The organism is Streptomyces sp. NPDC050564 (assembly GCF_044457265.1).
GTDB lineage: Bacteria > Actinomycetota > Actinomycetes > Streptomycetales > Streptomycetaceae > Streptomyces.
This window is the reverse complement of sequence record NZ_JBITGS010000064.1, coordinates 1-21,537: the sequence shown is the minus strand read 5'-3', so window position 1 is coordinate 21,537 and position 21,537 is coordinate 1. Positions and strand designations below refer to the sequence as shown.

24 protein-coding genes and 4 pseudogenes are annotated in these 21,537 nt (G+C 69.0%); 18 read left to right on the top strand and 10 right to left on the bottom strand.

What is annotated here, in order from left to right:
• Positions 1 to 63: 63 nt before the first annotated feature.
• The 5 genes and pseudogenes from ACIBK0_RS48405 to ACIBK0_RS48385 all read right to left on the bottom strand — a co-directional run bounded on the left by ACIBK0_RS48405 (position 64) and on the right by ACIBK0_RS48385 (position 2,100).
• Positions 64 to 350 (bottom strand): annotated as a pseudogene (locus ACIBK0_RS48405) (hypothetical protein).
• A gap of 331 nt (positions 351 to 681) precedes the next feature.
• Positions 682 to 825: pseudogene (locus tag ACIBK0_RS48400) on the bottom strand (ANTAR domain-containing protein); the annotation flags it as partial.
• A gap of 155 nt (positions 826 to 980) precedes the next feature.
• Positions 981 to 1,337: a PRC-barrel domain-containing protein gene (locus ACIBK0_RS48395; RefSeq protein WP_399095778.1), complete on the bottom strand. Its 357-nt coding sequence runs from the start codon at positions 1,335 to 1,337 to the stop codon at positions 981 to 983.
• Positions 1,321 to 1,737, bottom strand: coding sequence for an ANTAR domain-containing protein (locus ACIBK0_RS48390; protein ID WP_399095775.1), 417 nt, complete (start codon positions 1,735 to 1,737; stop codon positions 1,321 to 1,323). Before ACIBK0_RS48390 ends, ACIBK0_RS48395 begins: the two co-directional genes overlap by 17 nt.
• 84 nt (positions 1,738 to 1,821) lie before the next feature.
• Positions 1,822 to 2,100 carry a hypothetical protein gene (locus ACIBK0_RS48385; protein WP_399095772.1) on the bottom strand — a complete coding sequence of 93 codons (279 nt, stop codon included), beginning with the start codon at positions 2,098 to 2,100 and terminating at the stop codon, positions 1,822 to 1,824.
• Between the two features lie 390 nt (positions 2,101 to 2,490).
• Between ACIBK0_RS48385 and ACIBK0_RS48380 the strand changes: the two genes are divergently transcribed.
• The 5 genes from ACIBK0_RS48380 to ACIBK0_RS48360 all read left to right on the top strand — a co-directional run bounded on the left by ACIBK0_RS48380 (position 2,491) and on the right by ACIBK0_RS48360 (position 4,384).
• Positions 2,491 to 2,697: a hypothetical protein gene (locus ACIBK0_RS48380; protein ID WP_399095769.1), complete on the top strand. Its 207-nt coding sequence runs from the start codon at positions 2,491 to 2,493 to the stop codon at positions 2,695 to 2,697.
• Between the two features lie 129 nt (positions 2,698 to 2,826).
• Entirely contained in the window at positions 2,827 to 2,979 is a 153-nt protein-coding gene (locus ACIBK0_RS48375; protein ID WP_399095766.1) for a hydrophobic protein, read from the top strand.
• A gap of 47 nt (positions 2,980 to 3,026) precedes the next feature.
• The gene (locus ACIBK0_RS48370) at positions 3,027 to 3,200 is read left to right on the top strand and encodes a CsbD family protein (RefSeq protein ID WP_399095763.1); all 174 of its coding nucleotides are present in this window, start codon (positions 3,027 to 3,029) and stop codon (positions 3,198 to 3,200) included.
• Positions 3,201 to 3,329: 129 nt separating this feature from the next.
• Complete coding sequence (locus ACIBK0_RS48365; RefSeq protein WP_399095760.1) at positions 3,330 to 3,953, top strand: hypothetical protein; 624 nt, start codon at positions 3,330 to 3,332, stop codon at positions 3,951 to 3,953.
• A complete protein-coding gene (locus ACIBK0_RS48360; protein WP_399095806.1) occupies positions 3,953 to 4,384 on the top strand; it encodes a hypothetical protein in 432 nt (143 codons plus the stop codon). Before ACIBK0_RS48365 ends, ACIBK0_RS48360 begins: the two co-directional genes overlap by 1 nt.
• A 117-nt stretch (positions 4,385 to 4,501) precedes the next feature.
• Here the strand turns inward: ACIBK0_RS48360 and ACIBK0_RS48355 are convergent, their stop codons facing one another.
• Both ACIBK0_RS48355 and ACIBK0_RS48350 read right to left on the bottom strand, forming a co-directional pair.
• On the bottom strand, positions 4,502 to 4,927 hold the full coding sequence (locus tag ACIBK0_RS48355) for a hypothetical protein (protein ID WP_399095757.1): 426 nt from the start codon (positions 4,925 to 4,927) through the stop codon (positions 4,502 to 4,504).
• Positions 4,928 to 5,051: 124 nt separating this feature from the next.
• Positions 5,052 to 5,279 carry a hypothetical protein gene (locus tag ACIBK0_RS48350; RefSeq protein ID WP_399095754.1) on the bottom strand — a complete coding sequence of 76 codons (228 nt, stop codon included), beginning with the start codon at positions 5,277 to 5,279 and terminating at the stop codon, positions 5,052 to 5,054.
• A 513-nt stretch (positions 5,280 to 5,792) separates the two neighbouring features.
• On the opposite strand from ACIBK0_RS48350, the gene ACIBK0_RS48345 reads away from it, so the two are divergent.
• From ACIBK0_RS48345 to mgtA, 5 genes are read left to right on the top strand one after another with little or no spacing between them, the layout of a single operon-like run.
• Positions 5,793 to 6,083, top strand: coding sequence for a hypothetical protein (locus ACIBK0_RS48345; RefSeq protein ID WP_399095751.1), 291 nt, complete (start codon positions 5,793 to 5,795; stop codon positions 6,081 to 6,083).
• A complete protein-coding gene (locus tag ACIBK0_RS48340; protein WP_399095748.1) occupies positions 6,080 to 6,868 on the top strand; it encodes a GAF and ANTAR domain-containing protein in 789 nt (262 codons plus the stop codon). Before ACIBK0_RS48345 ends, ACIBK0_RS48340 begins: the two co-directional genes overlap by 4 nt.
• A 31-nt stretch (positions 6,869 to 6,899) precedes the next feature.
• Positions 6,900 to 7,625: a GAF and ANTAR domain-containing protein gene (locus ACIBK0_RS48335; protein ID WP_399095745.1), complete on the top strand. Its 726-nt coding sequence runs from the start codon at positions 6,900 to 6,902 to the stop codon at positions 7,623 to 7,625.
• 26 nt (positions 7,626 to 7,651) lie between these two features.
• Positions 7,652 to 10,081: a phosphoketolase gene (locus ACIBK0_RS48330; protein ID WP_399095742.1), complete on the top strand. Its 2,430-nt coding sequence runs from the start codon at positions 7,652 to 7,654 to the stop codon at positions 10,079 to 10,081.
• The gene (mgtA, locus tag ACIBK0_RS48325; RefSeq protein ID WP_399095739.1) at positions 10,063 to 12,681 is read left to right on the top strand and encodes a magnesium-translocating P-type ATPase; all 2,619 of its coding nucleotides are present in this window, start codon (positions 10,063 to 10,065) and stop codon (positions 12,679 to 12,681) included. The genes ACIBK0_RS48330 and mgtA overlap by 19 nt, the downstream gene beginning before the upstream one ends.
• A gap of 349 nt (positions 12,682 to 13,030) precedes the next feature.
• Here the strand turns inward: mgtA and ACIBK0_RS48320 are convergent.
• Positions 13,031 to 13,187: pseudogene (locus ACIBK0_RS48320) on the bottom strand (DUF6131 family protein).
• Positions 13,188 to 13,763: 576 nt separating this feature from the next.
• Between ACIBK0_RS48320 and ACIBK0_RS48315 the strand changes: the two are divergent.
• The 5 genes from ACIBK0_RS48315 (at position 13,764) to ACIBK0_RS48295 (ending at position 17,012) form a co-directional block, all read left to right on the top strand.
• Complete coding sequence (locus ACIBK0_RS48315) at positions 13,764 to 14,210, top strand: hypothetical protein (RefSeq protein WP_399095736.1); 447 nt, start codon at positions 13,764 to 13,766, stop codon at positions 14,208 to 14,210.
• Between the two features lie 90 nt (positions 14,211 to 14,300).
• Positions 14,301 to 14,474 (top strand): CsbD family protein, encoded by a 174-nt coding sequence (locus ACIBK0_RS48310; RefSeq protein ID WP_078983438.1) that lies wholly within the window; start codon positions 14,301 to 14,303, stop codon positions 14,472 to 14,474.
• A gap of 276 nt (positions 14,475 to 14,750) precedes the next feature.
• Positions 14,751 to 15,704: a YihY/virulence factor BrkB family protein gene (locus tag ACIBK0_RS48305; RefSeq protein WP_399095732.1), complete on the top strand. Its 954-nt coding sequence runs from the start codon at positions 14,751 to 14,753 to the stop codon at positions 15,702 to 15,704.
• 442 nt (positions 15,705 to 16,146) lie between these two features.
• Positions 16,147 to 16,569, top strand: a complete 423-nt coding sequence (locus ACIBK0_RS48300; RefSeq protein ID WP_399095729.1) for an ANTAR domain-containing protein — start codon at positions 16,147 to 16,149, stop codon at positions 16,567 to 16,569.
• Positions 16,570 to 16,841: 272 nt separating this feature from the next.
• Entirely contained in the window at positions 16,842 to 17,012 is a 171-nt protein-coding gene (locus tag ACIBK0_RS48295) for a hypothetical protein (RefSeq protein ID WP_391015250.1), read from the top strand.
• A 204-nt stretch (positions 17,013 to 17,216) separates the two neighbouring features.
• On the opposite strand, the gene ACIBK0_RS48290 is transcribed toward ACIBK0_RS48295, so the two are convergent.
• Complete coding sequence (locus tag ACIBK0_RS48290) at positions 17,217 to 18,131, bottom strand: IS982 family transposase (protein WP_399095725.1); 915 nt, start codon at positions 18,129 to 18,131, stop codon at positions 17,217 to 17,219.
• 125 nt (positions 18,132 to 18,256) lie between these two features.
• Between ACIBK0_RS48290 and ACIBK0_RS48285 the strand changes: the two genes are divergently transcribed.
• Entirely contained in the window at positions 18,257 to 19,471 is a 1,215-nt protein-coding gene (locus ACIBK0_RS48285) for an erythromycin esterase family protein (RefSeq protein ID WP_399095722.1), read from the top strand.
• A gap of 305 nt (positions 19,472 to 19,776) precedes the next feature.
• On the opposite strand, the gene ACIBK0_RS48280 is transcribed toward ACIBK0_RS48285, so the two are convergent.
• On the bottom strand, positions 19,777 to 20,271 hold the full coding sequence (locus ACIBK0_RS48280; RefSeq protein ID WP_399095719.1) for an Asp23/Gls24 family envelope stress response protein: 495 nt from the start codon (positions 20,269 to 20,271) through the stop codon (positions 19,777 to 19,779).
• A gap of 447 nt (positions 20,272 to 20,718) precedes the next feature.
• On the opposite strand from ACIBK0_RS48280, the gene ACIBK0_RS48275 reads away from it, so the two are divergent.
• Complete coding sequence (locus tag ACIBK0_RS48275) at positions 20,719 to 21,144, top strand: STAS domain-containing protein (protein ID WP_399095716.1); 426 nt, start codon at positions 20,719 to 20,721, stop codon at positions 21,142 to 21,144.
• 56 nt (positions 21,145 to 21,200) lie between these two features.
• Positions 21,201 to 21,537, top strand: a pseudogene (locus ACIBK0_RS48270) (hypothetical protein); the annotation flags it as partial.

The window sequence follows — 21,537 nt, the reverse complement described above, 5'->3', positions numbered from 1 at the left end:
GCGCGTCTGTTCTCCGCGCGGCTGCGCGTCTGTTCTCCGCGCGGCTGCGCGTCGGAGGACGGGCTAGGCCCGGTTAACCCGGCCGGCCACCGCGTGACCGATCAGCAGGTAGACGCCAGCGGGCAGACCGTAGTTGACCACGGTGCGCCAGTCGCCCGAGTGGATGGTGAACAGGTTGTGCGACCAGCCCGAGGGCCAGTTCGCCGCGTCGTGGACCCAGGAGACCGCGCTGTCGGCGGCGTTGGCGTCGAACAGTAGAAGGCGATCCACAGGATCAGAATCAGTGCCGCGATGTCCGCGATGATGGAGATGACCGTCCCCGCGGAGCTTCCGCCGTAGCGTCTGGACATGTCCAACGACTGGCCCTGAGAGCGGAGTTGAATCCGCATCGACCGCATCGTCCGTGGCCTGGCGAGGAGAAGAACCAGGCCGGCGTTTGAGTTCCACGAGGTGGGCTACACAAAGGGCGTCCGACGGCCGTCCTGGACGAAGGCACCGGCGGGTTGAGCTCACAGCTCCCGGTGCCGTCCGCCGGACCCGCACGCCGTCACCGCCGCTCCGCCGCTCCGCCGCTCCGCCGCACCGCCGCACCGCCGCATGAAGACGCCGCAACGCCCGGCGCAGCTCCCGCCGTAGCTGTTCCGGGAGCGCCTCGTCCTTCGTCGTGGCGACCAGGGCAGCGGCCACGTCCCGGAGCTTGACGTTGCAGTGCTGCGACACGTTCACCAGCAGGTCCCAGGCCCGCTCGCCGGAACACGGCGCCAGGGCCATCACCATGCCGCGCGCCTGATCGATCACCGCACGACTTACCAGTGCCCGCTCCAACTACTCATCCCTAGCCTGCAGTTCGAGGATCTCGACGGCCAACGCCGCATCCCCGGGCCAAGTGACAGCCGTCAACAGCCGCTGTTCTTCACGGGGCGTGGTCACCTGGTGCGCGGGTGCGTACCTCACAACGCGGTCATCCTCTCCATGAGCGATCAGCGGCGCGCCAGTTGCCGTTCGCCGGCTGCACCGGGCTGGTAGGCAAGTCCGTAGTGCTTGAAGATCGCTTCCTCCCGCTCGGCGGGCAGCACGTCGTCGGTGCCGATCGAAGGAGCCTCCCTCACCAGTGCTTTGGCATAGCCGACCCTGAGATAGTCCGGCCCGGCGATCGCGTCCGCCAAGGGGACGAAGACCAGCCGGTGCCGCGTGGGCAGCCCGGTGCGAACCGTGGCCATGGCCGGCTCATCCGTGGTGGTGTCCACATACACCGCCTCAAGGACACCGATCTTGTGCGACTGCGCGTCCACGACGTCGCGGTCACGCCACTCTCGGACATCAGCTGCGTGAATCATGGCCTTCCCCTTCCGGACGGCTCATCGCCAGTGGTGAGTCGCACCCTCGGTCTTCCGCGTAGAGCCGCCGCAGCGCACGCCGCAGCCCCCGCTGCATCAGCCGCGAGAGCGGCTCGCCCTCCCAGGTGGCGACCAGAGTCGCGGCCACGTCCGGAAGTTCGGTGTTGCAGTGCCGTGAGATGTCCGCCAGCAGGCTCCTGGCCGGTCCACGGCGGCAGGGGCCCAGGATCATCACCATGCCGCAGGCCTGGTCGACGACCGCACGGGCGGCCAGCGTCCGCCGCAGCTGATCGATCTCGGCGCGCAGCGCCACGACATCCTGACCCGCCGGGTCCTCCTCCATCGAGGCCCCGGCCCTCAGCCCCCACCAGTCCTTCGGAAGCACGGCTGTGCGATGCACGGCATCCGCCTCTCCACGGTCTTCGCGCGTCCGGTGTGGCCGAAGGCCACCCGGGAACCTCTGGATGTCAGGCCGGTTCATCGGTCACCCGCCGCGTTCATGGTCCCGACGGTCCTCGCGCCTCCAACGCGCCCGGTTCTGACGGCTGTAGCGGCGCTCCCAGCGGTCCTGACGGTCCCGGCGCTCCTGGTAGTCCCGGTAGTCCCCGAGATCGGACCCGTCGCCACGGATCCAGCCTCCCCCGCGATCGCGGCCGTAGCGGGTGGCGCCGAAGAGCAACACGGCCGCGGCCACCCACCAGAGGGGATGGAGAAAGCCGAGGCCGAACAGGACGACGATCAGGACGAGAAGCAGAACGAACACGGCGGGCCTCCCCGGAGTGGAACAACGCATCACTGCCGGGGGCTGGGGCCTGTTCGAACAGCGTAGCCCTCCCCAGAGGTTGCGGATAGCGCCCCATGTCGGCGGCGTCCGACGGAACCGGTCGAAAGCGGATGGCCAGTTGACATCTGTCCGGGGAGCGCGGCGAGGGCTAGCGTGCACGGTACGGCCCCAGCCCCCGGCAGCGTCGATCACCTCTCGCGCTCCATCGGGAGCGCACCTCGCGCATCAGTGCCGGAGCCCGTCCCGTCATCAACGGGCCGCTCCCGCATCCGCCGTCGCCACCAGATCCCGGCGCGGCATCGATGCGCCCCAGGCGAGCGCCCTTCTGCTGCCCGCCGCGTCGCACGCATACCACCGCAGGCGGTACACATGTACGCGCTGATCGTTCCGGCTTCGACCCCCTTCGTCCTGCTCGCCACCGTGCTGGGCCTGTCCTGGTGGGAGGACCGCATCCTGCCGCCGGCCGAGCCGGTCGAAGCACCCGGCGAGGCTCCGCTCGCCCCGATGGCCCCTGCCCCGCTCACAGAACTCCTCAGTGTCGACACTCCGTTGACAAGGGAAGTCGCCCGGAGTTGACTGACAGCGCGGCGTAGGGCCATGCCACTCCGGATCACTGGGGCGACGCATTCCGCCTTCCCGCTTCGCCCGGACCCCGCGGAAGTCAGGAAATTCCCGCGATCCGGAGGCCCGGCAATGATCCTGTGGATGCTTCTCCTTCTGTTGATCCTGGTGGTGTTCGGGTTCGGCTTCACCATGCAGGCCCTTTGGTGGGTCGCCGCCGTACTCCTGGTCGTCTGGCTCGCCGGCTTCGCCATGCGTGGGCTCGGCGGAGGCAGGCGCCGGCACAGCCGCAGGTAGTCCGCTCCCAGGCTCGAACCCGCCCGCAAACCAGCAGGAGGCCGACCATGAGCGCCGGACAGACGATCGAGCACAAGACGCAGGCGCTGAAGGGCCTGGTCACGGAACGCGTCGGCCGGACCACCCACAGCAGCCGACTACAGCGGCGCGGCAGGACCGACCAGGTCTCCGGAAACCTGAAGCAGTCCGGCGACAACGCCAAGGACGACTTCAAGCTGTGACAGAAGCGCCCCGGACCGTTCCCACACCGTGCGGACACCACCCGGCAGGCCTCAACGCTCAATGAACCGACAGGAATTGACGGCAATGAAGCAGACCAACGTGCGAACCGAGAGTCAAAGAAGGCGGCCATGTTCACCGTCGTGATCATCGCTGTGATCGTCATCGGTCTGGCCACCCTCCTCTATCTCGGACGTGGACGAGTGCAAGGCAGTGGCGGGCACGGGCTGAAGCGGCGCTTCGGCCCCGAGTACGGCCGTGCCGTCGCCGACCACGACGGCGACACCAAGGCTGCCGAGCAGGAACTCGGCGAGCGCGTGAAGGAGCACGGCTCCCTCACGGAGCTGCCGTTGTCGCCCGCGGTCCGCGAGCACTACGTGACCCAATGGGCCGCCGTCCAGGAACAGTTCGTCGAATCACCGCAGAAGGCCGTCATCGAGGCGGATGCGCTGCTGGCACGCCTGGCACGGGACCGCGGCTTCCCCGACGGCGAGCGGTTCGACGACCAGATCGCCGCCCTCTCCGTCCACCACGCCCACCATGTCCAGGGCTACCGCGGCATGCACGCGGCGGCCCGCGACCAGAGCGGCACCGAGGAAATGCGGGAGGCCATGGTCGAAGCCCGAGGCCTCTTCGAGGCACTGGTCGGCGAACAGCCGGCCGACCCGAACCGGCGCGACGCGTCCTCCCGCGAGGACCAGGGGCACGCGCCGTGGCCACTGACCCGACGCCACGCGAAGGGAAGCAGCACGTGATGTCGCACAACGCCGAACACCCACAGCAACCCCGGCCCGAGAACGCGGATCCCGCGATGCAGCGCGCTCCGCAGACACCCCGCACCGAATCCGCTCACGCACCGCGCGAGCCCGGCGCCGACAGTCCCGATCGCGGACTCGGCCCGGAACTGGTCCCACAGGGCGACCGGGACAAGCTCACCCTGCGCCTCCAGCAGGCCCTCAGCACCTTCGTCGACAGTCCGCACCATGCGGTGGAAGAGGCCGACGCCGTCCTCGACGAGGTCGCCACCCTGTTCACCGACACCCTCACAGAACGACGGCGCGTCCTGCGCACAGGCTGGCAGGACCCGGACACCAACGCGCAGACCGAGGAACTACGGCTCGCGCTCAGGCAGTACCGGGAGATCACAGAACGGCTGCTGCACATGGCAGCGCCTGCCGTTCAGTGACACCGTCCTCTCAGCAGGAAGCACAGCCGTCGCAGGAAGCCGGTGCGACATCGCGCCGGTCGTACTGCGGCGGCTGTGTTGCAGCATGCCGACCGGCCCGGACCGGCTCTTTACCGTTCAGTGAGCGGTGACATCGGAACTGTTCACGGCACCGCCGCTGGACGGCCCGGACGACGCCGAAGCCGTGGGACTGGAACTGTGACTCGGGCTGGGACCGGAACCGGTGTCCGGCGCCGCGCTCGCGTCCGGCGAGGCGGAGCCGCCCGTCTGCGGCGCCGAGCCACTGAACGCACTCGTGCCGGGTGTCACGCTGTCCGCGGGACCACGGCTACCGGCCGAGCCACCGCCCACCGAGGTTCCCCTGCCCGGCTCGTTCCTGACCACGGCCGCCACCGGCTTGCCCGCGATCAGCTCCACCGCGGTCACCGTGACCATCGCCAGGGCGAACACCAGGCCCGTCGCCAGGGCGTACTTCTTCCAGCCGAGGGACCTCCGGAGGGAGCCACCCCGATAAGTGGTGACGGACTCACCCTCGGAGGGCACGAAGGGCCGTAGCGCGTCGGCAACCGAAGCATCAGCCGGTAACCCGAAACACCGCCCGGGCGTCCACGGGTGTTCCGTCCGCTCCTCGTCCGGCGTCCTCGGCACTCCCACCGGCGGCATCCGGCTACGGCCCCTCGCCCGTCCGCCGGAAAGCATGCGAGAAGACCGCTGCGCCGGTGGTCGCGCCGGCACTGACCACGGCGGCGCCGGTGATCGTCCCGGCCACCCCCAGCAGGGACGTCGGCACCGCGCCCACCACCGTCGCGAGTGCGCTCGCCACCACCTGCACAGCAGTCAGGTCGAGCACCTTGCGCTTCGGCGCCCGTACCTCTTCTTCTCTGCGATTCTCCATCAACGTCCCTCGATCGTTCCGGAGCCCGACGGTCATCGACGCCGCGGCCATCGGCGTGATCACGGACGGCGAGGAGCAGGCCGAGCGACAACTCGCCGGCCACCCCGCTGAGCTGGGGGGTAGCTGAGGCTCCTTCGGCGGTGCGGACGGTACAACGGGACGACTGCCCGGCTGACGGTGTTTCGCCTGCGATCAGCGCCCCGGGCACGGCATGGGAGCCGCCCGATCACCGACGTGTGACCATCGCGGTGCCCCTCACCCGGAGCAACCGTGGGACCGGTCTCAGGACTATGCTGCGTACGGACGTCCCAGACCCCGGCGGGCCACCACTGCTTGGCCCACATGCCTGCGGCGAGCGGATCACCCATCCGCCCGCCCCGCGCATCCCCGAGGGAACCGGCTGGGTCCTACGCTCCGGAACATCGGCTGCTGGATCGGTCATTCACCTGCCTGCACGACCGTACGACCGTACCGGGTACCCGGCACGGTCTCGTGAACCGAGGCACCCTGCCCATGGGTATCCCACCCATCCTGAACGTCTACCGGCACGACACGGACAACCGGGCGCTGGTCACTCTGACCGGCGAGTTCGATCTGAAATCGGCACCCTCGGCGCACCCAGCACTGGAGCGGTGCCGGCACTACGGCATCCACGCCAGCTCGGCGCTGGAACGCCTCGTCGCCGCCCTCACCGGCTCCAACTCCCTCTTCCTCGCCGTCCCGGATGCCTTCACCGGGATCCTGGTTCACTCGCACGCGCGGCTGCAGGAACGGCTGCTCGCCGAGCACCAGACATCGCCGTGATCCCCGGCAGCCGGTCGGCGCGGATCCAGGCTCTCGTAGCCGAGCAGGCGGCCCTGCGCGGCGCCCGGGTCGGCGTCCTCGACGTGTGTACGGCGGCGGTGGCGGCGCTGCCGGTCGATGGGGCCGGGATGTCCGCGATGTCCCGCGGGCGGGCGAGTCATCCGCTGTGCAGCACCGACTCCGTCAGTCAGCACCTGGAAGAACTCCAGCTCACACTGGGCGAGGGACCGTGCGTGGACGCCTACGTCCTCGGCTCGACGGTCCTCTGCCCCGACCTGTTGGCCGGTGAACTCCAGCGGCATTGGACGGTGTTCGCCGACGCGGCCCTGGAAGCCGGAGCCAGAGCGGTCTTCGCCTTCCCCCTGCAGATCGGGGCCATCAGCCCCGGCGTACTCGATCTGTACTCCAGCAGTTCGATCGAGCTGGACGCGGACGAGGTGGCCGACGCGTTGGCCTTCGCCGACACTGCCACGTTGCTTCTGCTCGATGCCCGGATCAGTGAGACAGGTGTCCCGTTCGACACCGGCGCGTCCGGCACCGACCGGCCGGACGCCGCACCCTTCGACGACCTGGGCGGTTACCGCGCCGAGATCGACCAGGCCACCGGCATCCTCGTGGTCGAGCTCGACGTCGGCTTCGAGGAAGCCTTCATCCGGCTGCGCGCCCACGCGTACGCCCGGGGGGCACGGATCTCGGTGGTTGCCACCGACGTGATCGCCCACCGGCTCCGCCTGTCCCCGAACACGCAACCGCCGGATGCGCGACCGCCCGACGAGGAGCCCTGATGCTCACGCCCCACACACAGAGGTGCGCACCATGAAGGAACAGCTGATGGCCCGGACGTTCGTCGAGCTGGCGGACAGTCTCGTCGCCGACTTCGACCTCATGGAATTCCTGCGCCTCCTCACCGACCGCTGCGTCGACCTGCTCGATGCGAGCGCGGCGGGCGTCCTGCTCGCCGACCGTGACGGCGTGCTGCGCGTCATGGCCGCCTCCGACGAACGGGTGCGCCTCCTGGAACTCTTCCAGCTCCAGAACCACCAAGGCCCCTGCCTGGACTGCTTCCACACCGGAATCGCGGTCTCCGTTCACGACCTGCGCGACGAGGCCGCCCGCCGGCCCCTGTTCACCGCCCAGGCCCAGCGCAGCGGCTTCACCGCCGTCCAGGCGCTGCCCATGCGCCTGCGCGACGAGGTCGTCGGCGCCCTCAACCTCTTCCACACCACCCCGGCGCCCATCAGTCCCGCAGCCACCCTCTTCGCACAGGCCCTCGCCGACGTCGCCACCATCAGCCTGCTGCAACAACGCACCAGCAAGCGCAGCACGCTCCTCAACGAGCAGTTGCAGACAGCCCTCAGCAGCCGCGTCCTGATCGAACAGGCCAAGGGAAAGCTCGCCGAGCGCCGCCACACGGACATGGAACAGGCCTTCACCACCCTGAGGGCCTACGCCCGCTCCCACAACCGCCGCCTCTCGGACGTCGCCCGCGCCTTCATCGACGAAATCGAACACCTCCCCGGCCTCAGTTCCGGAAGTTCCTGACCAGACCCCTGCAAGAAGGGTTCGTCATGCCACTCCGCCCCCCTCCCGAGACCTCCCTCTACACGCTCGACACCCGCGACGACCTCGACCGCCTCGACGAGGAGGAACTGAGCGCGCTGGACGCCCACTGGCGCGCGGCGAACTACCTGGCCGTCGGGCAGATCTACCTCATGTCCAACCCCCTGCTGACCGAGCCGCTGGCACCTGAGCACGTCAAACCACGACTGCTGGGGCACTGGGGCACCTCACCGGGACTGAACCTGGTCCACACCCACCTCAACAGGGTCGTGAAAGCCAGGGGCTTGGACGCGATCTGTGTCTGGGGGCCCGGTCACGGCGGGCCGGCCGTGGTGGCGAACTCCTGGCTGGAGGGCAGCTACACCGAGACGTACCCAAACGTCCCGCGGGACGCGGCCGGCATGGCTCGCCTCTTCCGGCAGTTCTCCTTCCCGGGCGGTATCCCCAGTCATGTCGCACCCGAGACCCCTGGATCGATCCACGAGGGTGGCGAGCTGGGCTACTCCCTCTCGCATGCCTACGGGGCCGCGTTCGACAACCCGGGGCTCCTGGTGGCATGCGTGATCGGCGACGGTGAGGCCGAGACGGGCCCGCTGGCCGCCTCCTGGCACTCCGACAAGTTCCTCGACCCAGTACGGGACGGTGCCGTCCTGCCGATCCTGCACCTCAACGGCTACAAGATCGCCAACCCGACGGTCCTGGCCCGGATACCGGAGCCCGAACTCGACTCACTGCTCAGGGGATACGGCCACGAGCCCCTCCATGTCACCGGCGACGACCCGCACGCCGTCCACCAGGCGATGGCTCGCGCCATGGACGAGGCCCTGGACCGTATCGCCGCCTTCCAGCACGCCGCCCGCACCGAAGGCACCGGCTCCGTCATCACCGAACGCCCCCGCTGGCCGGTGATCGTGCTGCGCACGCCCAAGGGCTGGACTGGACCCGCCGAGGTCGACGGCCTCCCGGTGGAGGGCACCTGGCGAGCGCACCAGGTGCCGCTGCCGGCCGTACGCGAAAACCCGGACCACCTGCGGCAGTTGGAGCGATGGCTGCGCTCCTACCGGCCCGAGGAACTCTTCGACGAGCACGGACGCCCCCGGGGACAGGTCCTGGCCTGCGTCCCCGACGGCGCACACCGTCTGGGCGCCAACCCGCACACCAACGGCGGTCTGCTGCTGCACGACCTGCCCCTCCCGCCCCTGGAGCGGTTCGCCGTCCCGGTCGACAAGCCCGGCGCGACAGCGCACGAGCCGACCCGCGTCCTCGGTGACCTGCTGGCGCAGGTGATGGCCGACACGGGCGAGCGGCGCGACTTCCGGCTGGTCGGCCCGGACGAGACGGCCTCCAACCGCCTCCAGGCCGTCTACGAGGCGAGCGGCAAGGCGTGGGAGGCCCAGGTCCTGCCCACGGACGAACACCTGGAGCGCGGCGGCCGGGTGATGGAGATCCTCTCCGAACACACCTGCCAGGGCTGGCTGGAGGGCTATCTCCTCACCGGGCGGCACGGCCTGTTCTCCTGCTACGAGGCTTTCGTCCACATCGTCGACTCCATGGCGAACCAGCACATCAAGTGGCTGCGCGTCGCCCGCCGGCTCCCTTGGCGCCGCCCGATCGCCTCCCTCAACTACCTGCTCACCTCGCACGTGTGGCGCCAGGACAACAACGGCTTCTCGCACCAGGACCCCGGTTTCGTCGACCACGTACTCAACAAATCGCCGGAGGTCGTGCGGGTCTACTACCCCCCGGACGCCAACACCCTGCTCTCCGTGGCGGATCACGTGCTGCGCAGCCGCGACTACGTCAACGTCGTCGTCGCGGGCAAGCAGCCCTGCTTCGACTGGCTCGACCTCGACGCCGCCCGCGCGCACTGCGCCCGCGGCGCCGGGATCTGGGCCTGGGCCGGCACCGAGTCCGACCCCGGCGAGCCCGACGTGGTGCTCGCCTGCGCGGGCGACGTACCCACCCTCGAAGTGCTGGCAGCGGCCTCGCTGCTCCGTCTCCATCTGCCCGAACTCGCGGTACGGGTGGTCAACGTCGTCGACATCGCCCGGCTGCTGCCCGCGGAGGAACACCCGCACGGCATGCCCGACAGCGAGTACGACGCACTGTTCACCCCCGACAAGCCCGTCGTCTTCGCGTACCACGGCTATCCGTGGCTGATCCACCGGCTCGCCTACCGCCGCGCCAACCACCTGCACCTGCACGTGCGCGGCTACAAGGAGGAGGGCACCACCACGACCCCGTTCGACATGGTCGTCCGGAACGACCTCGACCGGTACCGGCTGGTCATGGACGTCATCGACCGGGTGCCCGGCCTCGCGGTCCGCGCGGCGGCGCTGCGGCAGCGAATGGTCGACGTCCGTTACCGCCATCACGACTGGATCCGCACCCATGGGGCGGACCTGCCCGAGGTAGCCGAATGGACCTGGAGCCAGTGACCACCCGTGTGGCAGAGCTGCGGGTGGGGGACGCCGCCGCCGAAGACGCGAAGGCCGTACTGGCCGCGCTCGCGAGCAGTCCCGAGGGCCTGTCGGGGGGCGAGACGGGTGAGGCGGCCGAGCGGCTCGCGGCCGTCGGGCCGAACGCCGTACGCACGCACCACGTCCGCGTCCTGACGGTGCTCGGGCGGCAACTGCGCAGCGCCCTGCTGATCCTGCTGGCGGTGACGGCCGGGGTCTCGTTCTTCTTCGGCGAGCGGACCGGCGCGGTCATCATCGCGGGGATTCTGGTGCTGAGCGTGGCGCTGGGTTTCGTCAACGAGTACCGGGCGGAGAAGGCGGCACAGGCCCTGCACTCGCGGGTGCGCCACACGGCCGTCGTGGTCCGGGACGGTGCGGCCACCGAGGTCGATGTGACCGAGCTGGTGCCGGGCGATGTCGTACGTCTGACGCTGGGGCAGGTGGTGCCCGCGGACCTGCGCCTGCTGGAGTGCACCGCGTTCGCCTGCGACGAGAGCGTCCTCACCGGGGAGTCCACCCCCGCCGACAAGGACCCTGAGCCGGTCGGCGCGGGGGCGGCACTGGCCGAACTGGCCTCGTGCGCGCTGATGGGGACGGTGGTGCACGGGGGCAGCGCGACCGGAGTGGTCGTCGCCACCGGGGGCCGTGCCGAGTTCGGGCGGATCGCGCTGGGGCTGGGAGAACGGCAGCCGGAGACCGACTTCCAGGCGGGACTGCGCCGCTTCTCCATGCTCCTCCTCAAGGTCGCCGCCGCCCTCACCACGGGAATCTTCGTCATCAACCTCCTGCTCCACCGGCCGCTGCTCGACGCCCTGCTCTTCTCGCTGGCCATCGCGGTGGGCATCACCCCGCAGCTGCTGCCCGCCGTGGTGAGCACGAGCCTGGCCACCGGTTCACGGCAGCTGGCGCGGCGCAAGGTCCTCGTCAAACGGCTGGTGTGCATCGAGGACCTGGGCGACATGGACGTCCTGGTCACCGACAAGACCGGCACGCTCACCGAGGGTCGCATCCGTTTCGAGGCGGCCCTCGACCCGGCCGGCGCACTCTCCGACACCGTGCTGAAGCTGGGCCTGCTGGCCACCGAGGGCGACCTCGACCAGGTGGGCGGGAACGCGCTGGACATCGCGCTGTGGCAGGCCACGGGTACACCCCCGGCCGGTTACCACCGGCTCGCGCTGCTGCCCTTCGACCACGACCGGCAGCTGGGCTCCGCGCTCGTCGAGCGTCCGGACGGCAGCCGCCTGCTCGTCGCCAAAGGCGCGCCCGAGGCGGTCCTGGCCCGCTGCGATGACGTACCGGACGAGGCCGCAGCGGTGCTCCAGGAGCACTTCGCGGCGGGCAGCCGGGTGGTCGCCGTCGCCACCAGGGACGCGGACGGGCAGACGTCCCTCACCGCCGCCGACGAGTACTGGCTATGCCTGGCCGGCTTCCTGGTCTTCCTCGACCCGCCCAAGACCGGTGCCGCCGCCTCACTGCGCCGCCTCGCCGACCTCGGCATCACCGTCAAGATCTGTACGGGTGACAACGCGCTCGTCGCCCAGAAAGTCTGCGCCGACCTCGGCCTGCCGCCCGGCCGGGCCCTGACCGGCCGGGACATCGGTCAGCTGGACGACGACCAGCTGACCAGGGCGGCCGAGACCACCAGCGTCTTCGCCCGCGTCTCGCCCCAGGACAAGGCCCGAGTCGTACGCGCGCTGCGGCGCCGGGGACGGGACGTCGGATTCCTCGGCGACGGCGTGAACGACGCCCTGGCCCTGCACGCCGCCGACGTGGGGCTGTCCGTGGACACCGCGACCGACGTGGCCAAGGACGCGGCCGACGTCCTGCTCCTGGAGAAGGACCTCGGCGTACTCGCCGACGGGGTCGCCGAGGGCCGCCGGATCTTCGCCAACACCATCAAGTACGTCCTGATGGGCACCTCCAGCAACTTCGGCAACATGTTCAGCGCGGCCGGAGCCTCCCTGGTGCTGTCCTTCCTGCCGATGCTGCCCTCGCAGATCCTGCTCAACAACCTCCTGTACGACGCCGGCCAGTTGACCATCCCCACCGACCACGTCGACCCGGAGCAACTGCGCGCGCCCTCGCACTGGGACATCGCCTTCATCCGTCGCTTCATGCTCTTCTTCGGGCCCGTCAGCTCGGCCTTCGACTTCCTCACCTTCGCCGTCATGCTCGAGATCTTCCACACGGGCGCCGAACTGTTCCGCTCCGGCTGGTTCGTGGAGTCCCTCGCCACGCAGGCGCTGGTCGTCTTCGCGATCCGCACCCGCCGGGTGCCGTTCTACCGCAGCCGGCCCAGCCGCCCCCTGCTGGTCAGCGCCATCGGTGTCGTCGCCGCCGGTGTCGCCCTGCCGATGTCACCGCTCGCGGGGCCACTCGGTTTCCGGTCCCTGCCGCCCGGACTCGTCCTCACCCTGGCCCTGATGGTCGTGCTCTACCTGGTATTGATCGAGGGCGCCAAGCACGTCTTCTACGCCCACGCCGACGCGCAAGCCGCACTTGCGCCGGTACGCCACCGCACCCGCCGGCACCGCATCCAACGCCGGGCCGGCCGCTTCAGCCACCCCGGACCACTGTGACCCGGTGACACACTGCCACCAGGGCCATCAGCGGCACCGCCCAGCACCGAGACGATCCGTGTCACCCCCGGCGGCCGGGAACGGTCAGCCGCTCAGTGACTCCTCGGGGCCGTTTCCTTGACGCCTACCACCCATCGCCAGGACACCTTCTTCAGGCACCCCGCGGTGACGGCCCAGTGACGTACTGCCCAGGCACGCGGTGCGCCGCACTCTCATCGGGACTTCCCCACACGATCTTGATCTCACGGGTGAGCACGCAGCGATGCGAGCTGCACACGGTCGTCGTTACACCGCCGGCCATCGGCTCTACACGCGCGGGACTTCATCGCCGTGCGGGTGTGGGGGCCCTCTACCAGTAGTGCCGTCTCCCGCGGACCCCCATGCCCGAGAGCGCCCAAGAGCAACAAGATCAGTCCGATGACGGCCAAGATGATCCCGATGGTCCACAATATGGCGATCTTGGCCAGGAACCCGATGACGAGCAGAATGACTCCCAGGGCGATCACGGTGTCCTCCGATCTCCCACAATGCTCTCCCTCTCACTGTGGGCTGACCTGCCCCCACGGCAACCGCTTCCGAATCCCGCTGACCTCCTGATGTTCCAGGCCGTCCGGGCGAGATGCCTTCGCCGTGGCGGTCGCCGGTCTCCGGGTGTCGAACCGTTTTCCCGGCCGGAGGCCGGGAGTGCAAGCTGATCACGGGGATCGATAATCATTCCCGTTATGTCATGATCGCCAAGGTTGCGGCGGAGCCGTCGGGCCGGGCGGCCCGCAGCGGCGTCCGCCGAGGCCATGTGGCATTTCGGAATGCCATCCGAGGAGGTGCTGACCGGCAGCGGGGAGTAGTTCACTGGCCGGTTCACCAGGCCCGCCTCGGCTGGGGTGCTCTTCGAGCGGCAATACCGCCCGACTCACCAAGCCCTCGCTCGCCTACGACCACCTGGAAGATCGAACGGTGTCGCGGTCGATGGTCTCCAGCGAGTGAGCCGCCAGTCCGGGAGAATCCTGCCGTCCCTGCCGCGGTGGCTTCGTGGACGGTGCGGTTCTACCGTGGGAGAAGCAGGTAGATCCTTGGAGCAGGTCATGATCGCCATCCTCGGACTCATCGTCTTGATCGCCGCGGTAGTCGTCGGCGTGGCCGGTGTTCTCACCAACAGCGGCAGCGGGCATGAACTCACCGGCGGGTTCTCGGTATTCGGCCACGGCATGACCGGCTCCACCGGCACGCTGTTCCTGTACGGCATCGTCGTCGGAGCGGCGGCCCTGTTCGGGCTGAGCCTGCTCTTGACCGGTGCCCGCCGCCGCTCTTCTCGCCGGGGCAGCGCATCGCGCCGCGGAGTCAATCAGTCGCGCCGCGAGACGACCTTTGCCGGGAGGGGCCGCGACGACCGGGGCGACCAACGCGAGCCCGCCCGCGCGGAGAACGCGAACGCGCAGGGGGACTCACCCCACGGTGATCGCGCTCCCGCCCCGGACGGCGGTCGTCGGAGCAGACTGCACTTGTTCGGGCGCCGATCCGCCCCCCGGTAGATCGCCCCCACGCCAGATCGGTGGCCGGCCAGCGCCACCGATCTTCCTGCCACCGAACCCCAGCAGACAACTCACCCAGGGTGGCAACCCATGAGTATCGCGAAGAAGATCGCGCACAAAGCCGAAGCGATGAAAGGCGGCGCCAAGAAGACGACCGGCCGCGCCACCGGCAGTCGGCGCCTGCAGGCCGAAGGCCGCGGCGACCAAGTCAAGGGCAACATCAAGCAGGCCGGAGCGAAGATCAAGGACGCCTTCAAGCACTGACCACTCCGCCCCGGGCCCGGCGAAGTACGGGTCGATGGTTCCAGTTGGGCCGTTCCGCTAGGGGTGGAAGCCGTGCAGAGTGGGGAGTTTTGCTGTCTACGGGGAGTTTTAGTGTCCGCCAGTGGGTGGGGGATCGTTTCCGCCACCGGAGAGATCAAGGTTTCCGCGACTGCTCTGTCCCTGAACTGGCGGCTAAACGATCTCAGCACGGAAAGCGGATTTCGCCGCCACATGCCTCTTCTCCCGCCGTGGGTACGCTGAGAGTAGGTGTTCACCATGGATCGGCTGACAAGGCTTCCTGGTATCGCACGGCTGATGCGTACGCACGTGTGGCGGGCGTACGAGCGGCTGGCCAAGACCCACTGGGCCCGGCTCGCCGCCGCCGTCACCTACATCAGTTTCGTCGCGCTCTTTCCGCTGATCACTGCGGGCGCGGCGATCGGCGCCAAGCTGCTGAGCAAGGACCAGCTCAGCAAGCTTGAGGACAAGATTGCCGGCCAGGCGCCGGGCCTTTCCAACCTGCTGAACCTGAAGGGCCTCGTCGCGCACGCCGGAACCGTCGGGCTCATTGCGGGCGCGCTGCTGCTCGTGATCGGCATCAACTGGGTCGGCGCCCTTCGCGGGTGTCTGCGTGCGGTCTGGGAGAAGGAGCAGGACCCGGGAAATCCGATCCTGCTCAGGATCAAGGACACCGGGGTGCTGGTCGGTCTCGGCGTGGTCGGGCTGGTGGCGATGGGCAGTTCGGTGTTCGCGAACAGCGCGGTCGGCTGGGCAGCCGACAAGGTCGGGATCGAGGGCGGGGCGGGACGGGTGCTGCTGTTCTTCGCCGGATTGGCCATTGCCCTGCTCGTCGACTTCCTGCTCCTGGTCTACTGCCTCACCCGGCTGCCGCGGGTGCATCCCGGCCGACGTGCGGTCGTGGTCGCCGGTCTGATCGGTGCGGTCGGCTTCGAACTGCTCAAGCTGCTGCTGACCGGCTATTTCCAGGGCGTCGCGGGAAAGAGCATGTACGGCGCCTTCGCCGTCCCGGTCGCCGTCGTGCTGTGGATCAACCTCATGGCCAGGCTGCTGCTGTACTGCGCCGCTTGGACGGCGACGGGGACAGCAGCGGAGTCCAGCGAAGCAGACGCAGGTGAGAGCCCGGTTCCCGGGACCGGACCCGCAGTGACCGACGAACCCCAGCGGGCAGCGGAAGGCGGCGGTCCACCAACAACACCGCGCAGGCCCTGATTTCGAGCGGTCCCCAACCCGCCCCTGCGGCGAGTGCCCACCGACACCCACCGAAGGGGATTGGGCTCCTGCTTCATTCCCGCGATTGCGGGCGCGCCAACAATCCGCCGCAACAGCCACACTGGGGCAGCATGCCGAAGGGCCAGGGGTGGACGGGCCGCCGACGACGAGTTGGTGAGCGTGTTCACGGAGTGTCGTCCGGCCAGCAGCACGGTGCGCGGCTCGCCCCAGACGAAGCGACCCACGGCCCACCGGGGTCTCAACCAGGGGAGAGGCCGATGTACGAGATGATCGCCGACCCTGCGACGACCGGTGCCGGGGTCATGTGGCACGTCAGGGCCAAGAGTGATGCCCGCACCACGCTGTGCGGACAGGAGGTCGCACACACCGTGCGTGCCAGACCGGTCCTCGATGACACGCCGACCGAAATCTACTGCTCGCCGTGCCGAGGTCGTCGAACTGCGCGCCAAGGAACGAGCAGTTGGGCCGCGCGCTGGCAAGCCGTGCGGTGATCGACCAGCGCGCGGCAGTGGCCCTGGCGCCCTGTTCCAATGAGAGGGACTGGGATCTGCTGGTGCGCGTGTCGCAGCACTGCAACATCAAGCTCCGGGACGTGGCTGCTGCTCTGGTCGCCACGACGAAGGACGAGGCGCTCCCGAAACCGATACGACAGGAGCTGCGCCGGGCACTGCGGCGCCTCCTACGGCGGACCGGAGATGACGGCGTGCGCGCCCGGCGGACGGCCCGTCGGCTCATCGCCCGTTCGGCCCGGTCCACTGTCGGGGGGGTGGGAGGGGCACGCTGGTGTGTGCGGTGCCCGAGGCTCCGGAGGGTGTGGTGGCGGGCGTCGTGGAGGTGGCGCTGAGGGCGAGGAGCGCGACATCGACCGCGGGTGCTCGACATGTCGGTTGGGTCGACTTGCGGGCTGGGCGGCCGAGGGGGTTCGCGATTGCAGCAGTCCCGGTTGCCTCGTTCACAGCATCAGCAGGTCACGCGACGGGATATCGCCGCCGACTCCGGCACGGGATTTACGCGACTGATCGGCGCCGTCCGGGGAACCCAGCAGGTAGCGGCGCAGCCACCGGGATCAGGTGTGGTTCGTCGTCCATCGGCAGGGGTAGACAGATGCTCGCATTCGTGGCCGCCGCACTCTTCGTCATCGCCTTCATCATCCGTGTCACCGAGACGTCGACCGAGGTGATCTTCAGCCCGACGAGCCTCATGCTTGCCGGGCTTGCTTTCCTCGCTGTGCACTCGGCCGGCGTGGGCTCTGGCTGGTCCTCCCGGGGAAGCGGACGTCGGCGCTGAGGAAACGATGCGCTCCATCCTCCTGCCGGCGGATCCGAACGGGGAGCGGCCGGGTATTGCCCATCAGCGGGGCTGAGTTGCGCCCGGGTCAGGCGATCACCGCCTGCAGTCCGTGACTGTCCCCATTCCGCGGAGGAGCGATGGGGCGGAGTCCTTGCCCCTGCCCGCCTCGCGACTAGATGATTAATTCCAAGGGGTCTGTGGTTAGTGGTCGTAGGCGGTAAGTGAGCGAAGGACGGGCGAGCCGGTGTGGTCGTTGTGCCAGACCGCGGCGGTCAGCGCGAGGATGCGCTGCATGACAGGGGCGATCACGCCGTTGGGCGTGCGGCCTCGGTGCTGTTCGAGGTCGAGTTGTCCCTTGAAGGTTTCGTTGACCGACTCGATGACCTGCCGCAACGGCTTGAACAGGGATCCACCGGGTCGCTGTTGTTCGCCCTTGCGGGTCGGCCGGAGCAACTGGATGCCGTACTCGGCCAGTTCGCCTTCGAAGTCGTGGCCGAAGTAGTTCTTGTCCCCGATCAGTGTCTGGCCGGGCCGGGAGGCGAGGAGGTGCGGTTCGGCCGCGAACAGGTCCAGCAGGGTCTCGCGCCCGTCGACCTTGGCCTCGGTCAGGGCGAAGGCGACGGGTAGGCCCTGAAGGGTGCACACCAGGTGCAGCCGCAGGCCCCAGAAGTAGCGGCTGTGACTGGCGCAGTAGCCGTACTGGGCCCATCCGGCCAGGTCGGAGCGTTTTACGGTCTCCCGCGAGCGGCCGCATTCTATGGGCGCGGAGTCCACGATCCATACGTCGTCGCTCCACACCGAGGTGCTGGTGGCCAGGATCCGAGTGACGTGGCGGAGCAGCTCGGCGGCCTTGCGTAGCCGCTTGTTGTAGCCGGGCTGCTGGGGCAGGTACGAGAAGAGGTGCCGAAGGTGGGCCCGGGCATGCCGGAGCCACCTGGCCTCGGAGGTGAAGCCGAGCATGGCCTGCATCACCGCGAGGGTGACCAGCTCGGCGTCGGTGAGCCGCGGCGCGATCCCCACGGCCGGCCGCCACGGCGCCAGGTCCCCACGCTCCTTCAGCAGATCGTCGGTCGTCGCATAGAGTGCCGTTGCGAGGGTGTCCAGGTTGTTCGTCACACAACAATCTTGGACACCCTCGTTTTCGTTGTGACTGAGCGCGCTACTTGGCCAGTTGGTGCTTCAGGTGGTCAGTTGACCGGGCTCCTTGACCTCAACTGCACTTCAGGTAAGAGCCTGGGGGCATGAAGAATGACACCACCGCTCCGCAGGGCTCCCTTCCCTCAGGTATGGGGTCGTCCGATCCTCGGCAAACCAATGCCGTCCCGCTATCCGGCGCCACGCTTGATGAGCTTGCCGAGAAGATTGCCGCCGCTGCAACGGTCATCGGCATCGGGGAGTCCAGTCGATTCTCCCGGGAGACCTTCGGGGTACGAGAACAACTCTTCCGTCGGCTCGTCCAGCACCACGGGTTCCGGGCACTGGCCATCCAGGACAGCGCCGGCGTCGCCGCCGACCTAGACAGGTACGTGCACGCCGGCGAGGGTTCGGCCGAATCCGCCCTCGACACCGCCTGGCGCCCCTGGCGCACCGCCGAGATGGCTGCGACGTTGGAGTGGATACGGGCGTTCAACCAGGACCACCCCCACGACCCCATCCGGATCTTCGGTGTGAAACCCGTACAGGCACAGCCCGGGGACTACGACGCCGTCCTGAATCACGTACGTGAATCGTTCCCGGAACGGTGGGCGGAGGTGGCGTCCCACCTGGAGCCGATCCGCACCGCTCACCACACCGACGAGCACGTGCAGCGCGCTCGGGGGATGCACCCGGGGCGCCCGTTCGTCGACCATGCCCGCGATGCGCTCGCGCTCATCCGATCGTTGCCCGGTGTCGACTATGCCGACGGCATCCTGGCGCGCATGCGTCTGATCGTGCACTTCCATGAACGCAGCGTCGCTGGGCGCGGCAACTACGCCAGCGATGCTGCCGTTTGGGCCGATGCCATCAGTGACTACCAGCGTCGGACGGGCCTGCGCGTGGTCTACTGGGACGGGATCGCTCACACCTCGGCGTCCCCTGTGACCATGGGGCTGGCGCCCGAGCGCGGTCCGCAACCGAGCGTCGGCAGCCTGCTGCGCGATCGATACGGCACCCGGTATGTCTCCGTGGCCATCGGCTTCCACCACGGAGACCTCGGTATCGTCGCCGTCCCGGAGCCGGCCGGAGATCTGATCGACGCGAAGCTGGGCGAGACGGATCTGGCCGCCCACTGGCTGGACCTGCGCCTCGACGGCGTACGCCGCCGATGGGACGGTCCCGCAAAGGCCCGCGTCATCAGCGGGGTCTACGACCCATCCCGTGATGCTGCCGAACACATTGCCGTCGCTCGCCTTGCCGACGCATTCGATGTGCTCATCCACATCCGCCAGACGTCCCCGGTGCGATGGTTGCCGTGAGCGGCTCCCACCCACCTGACGCCCGAGACGACTGATCGGGTCGCGTGTGATGCGGGCGGTCGGCTCGCCGAGGTCGGCAGAAAGCATGGAACCGCACGTGCAGGTTCCGTGCCTCACCCCTCTTTGTCGGCGTGCCCGAACACGTCCATCAGGCCGGCCGTCCCCATTGCGCAGATGCCTGACCCGCGAGATCAACGGTCAGGGCCTGGGGAAGGCGTGTGGCCGAAGCCGACTCTGCCGCTCAACTGGCCAAGTAGCACGCTCAGTCACACTCGTCTCGTCGAGCCCCCCTTGGAATCGATCATCTAGAGCACGCGGTCCTCGCCGGTTTGCGGCGTGTCCTCGTCCGGCAGGTGCACGTCGTTGACAGCGATGTTCACTTCGACGACCTCCAGGCCCGTCATCCGTTCCACCGCCGCGATCACGTTCTCGCGAACCTCTGCGGCGACCTCGCGGATGTTGACCCCGTATTCGACGACGACCTGGAGGTCGATGGCGGTCTGTTTCTCGCCGACCTCGACCTTGACGCCGAGGCCCGCGCTCGCGTGCCCGCCCGGGACCCGGTCGCGTACGGCTCCCATGGTGCGGGTGAATCCGCCGCCCAGTGCGTTGATTCCGGGGACCTCCCGTGCGGCGAGCCCGGCGATCTTCTCCACCACCCCGTCCGCGATGGTCGTTTTGCCGCGGGTCTCCGGCGGTTCCTGAGGCCCGGGCCGTGCGGCCTGCAGCATTGTGCCCAGTTCGGTGCTCGGCTCGTCGGGATCGGGCTTCTGCAGGGTTGGACTGTTCGGCTCCGTCATGCGAAGCCACCTCCTCGGGCAGTCGACGGACTGCCATTCCTGAGCGGGTGTTGGCCGCCGCTTTCGCGCTGCCTGCCCAAGTACCGTGCAGGGCACCGGATGTGTGCGCGCCACCGCGTTGTGACACTGTCCACAACCTGGGAATAGGCGGATTCCGAGACCGTCCTCCGGACTGGGCAAAGGACTATGCTGCTGTACGGACGTCCCAGACCCCGGCGGCTTGTCGTTGCTCGACACAGATGGCTGCGGGGAGCGGATCTCTCGTCCGTCACCCGGCGCATCCCTGGAGGGAACTGGGTGGGTCCTCTGTCTTGTCGCACAGGCTGTCGGACCGACCGTTGCTCCACCTCCGCCGAACGTACGCCCCTGCCAGGAGCGCGCCAAGGGGGTCGGGAATCCCGGTCGTCACCGCGTGCACTGTCGGATGGCCTTCTGAACCGAGGCGTCATGCCCCTCCCCCAGCTCACCATCTACCGTCATGATCGACAGAACCGGGCGCTGATCACCCTGGCCGGTGAGATCGACCTGGAATCGGCGCCCCTGGTGCGCGCAGCACTGGCGCGGTGCCTGAGCGACGGCATCCGCATCGTCGATGTCGACCTCACCCCTGTGACCTTCTGCGACTGCAGCGGCCTCAATGCCTTCCTTTACGCTTCACAGCGGACCACGGAGGCCGGCGGAGCCCTGCGACTGCACCATCCGCCACCGATGCTGGGCTTGATACTCGACCTCACCGACTCCGGGTTCCTGCTCCTTGGCGTTCCGCTCGGGCATCTGTCACTTCCTCTCGAGGGTGTCCCAGCCCCGGCCGCCCAGGCCTCGCCGCACCGGACTGTTCCGCTTGCCTCTGTCCTCTCGGGCGATGCGCGGTGACGGCCCGGTCAGGACGAGGGCAGCCGCACAAGCCCCGTGGCGGCGAGCCGTCCACCATGGACGCGCTGCGGTTGCGTCGGGTGAACCGCTGGCAGGCGCAGGGCCTGGCCGGGGGGCTCGCGGACCTGTACGTGGACTCCCGCGAGACATCACCCCGTGAGGAGTACCGCCCTCCCGGCCGCCAGGACTTTCTGAACCGTCTCACCGGCGACATCCGTCGGCCGGGGTTCGCCATGGTGATCGCGGAAGCGGACGGCCTGGTGGGATGCGCCTACGGATTCCCGGTACGCAGCGACGGCTTCTGGTGGCTCGGCTTCGACGGGGCACTGCCGCGCAGCATCGAGCAACTCACCGAGTCGGGCGGCGTCTTCGCGATCACCGACATCCTGGTCC

Coding starts and splice junctions, on each gene's coding strand:
- ACIBK0_RS48365 (WP_399095760.1), top strand. CDS start 3,330: ATGTTCACCGTCGTGATCATCGCTGTGATCGTCATCGGTCTGGCCACC.
- ACIBK0_RS48395 (WP_399095778.1), bottom strand. CDS start 1,337: ATGATTCACGCAGCTGATGTCCGAGAGTGGCGTGACCGCGACGTCGTG.
- ACIBK0_RS48330 (WP_399095742.1), top strand. CDS start 7,652: ATGCCACTCCGCCCCCCTCCCGAGACCTCCCTCTACACGCTCGACACC.
- ACIBK0_RS48280 (WP_399095719.1), bottom strand. CDS start 20,271: ATGACGGAGCCGAACAGTCCAACCCTGCAGAAGCCCGATCCCGACGAG.
- ACIBK0_RS48370 (WP_399095763.1), top strand. CDS start 3,027: ATGAGCGCCGGACAGACGATCGAGCACAAGACGCAGGCGCTGAAGGGC.
- ACIBK0_RS48275 (WP_399095716.1), top strand. CDS start 20,719: ATGCCCCTCCCCCAGCTCACCATCTACCGTCATGATCGACAGAACCGG.
- ACIBK0_RS48310 (WP_078983438.1), top strand. CDS start 14,301: ATGAGTATCGCGAAGAAGATCGCGCACAAAGCCGAAGCGATGAAAGGC.
- ACIBK0_RS48285 (WP_399095722.1), top strand. CDS start 18,257: ATGAAGAATGACACCACCGCTCCGCAGGGCTCCCTTCCCTCAGGTATG.
- ACIBK0_RS48380 (WP_399095769.1), top strand. CDS start 2,491: ATGTACGCGCTGATCGTTCCGGCTTCGACCCCCTTCGTCCTGCTCGCC.
- ACIBK0_RS48305 (WP_399095732.1), top strand. CDS start 14,751: ATGGATCGGCTGACAAGGCTTCCTGGTATCGCACGGCTGATGCGTACG.
- mgtA (WP_399095739.1), top strand. CDS start 10,063: ATGGACCTGGAGCCAGTGACCACCCGTGTGGCAGAGCTGCGGGTGGGG.
- ACIBK0_RS48360 (WP_399095806.1), top strand. CDS start 3,953: ATGTCGCACAACGCCGAACACCCACAGCAACCCCGGCCCGAGAACGCG.
- ACIBK0_RS48315 (WP_399095736.1), top strand. CDS start 13,764: ATGATCGCCATCCTCGGACTCATCGTCTTGATCGCCGCGGTAGTCGTC.
- ACIBK0_RS48345 (WP_399095751.1), top strand. CDS start 5,793: ATGGGTATCCCACCCATCCTGAACGTCTACCGGCACGACACGGACAAC.
- ACIBK0_RS48375 (WP_399095766.1), top strand. CDS start 2,827: ATGCTTCTCCTTCTGTTGATCCTGGTGGTGTTCGGGTTCGGCTTCACC.
- ACIBK0_RS48350 (WP_399095754.1), bottom strand. CDS start 5,279: ATGGAGAATCGCAGAGAAGAAGAGGTACGGGCGCCGAAGCGCAAGGTG.
- ACIBK0_RS48335 (WP_399095745.1), top strand. CDS start 6,900: ATGAAGGAACAGCTGATGGCCCGGACGTTCGTCGAGCTGGCGGACAGT.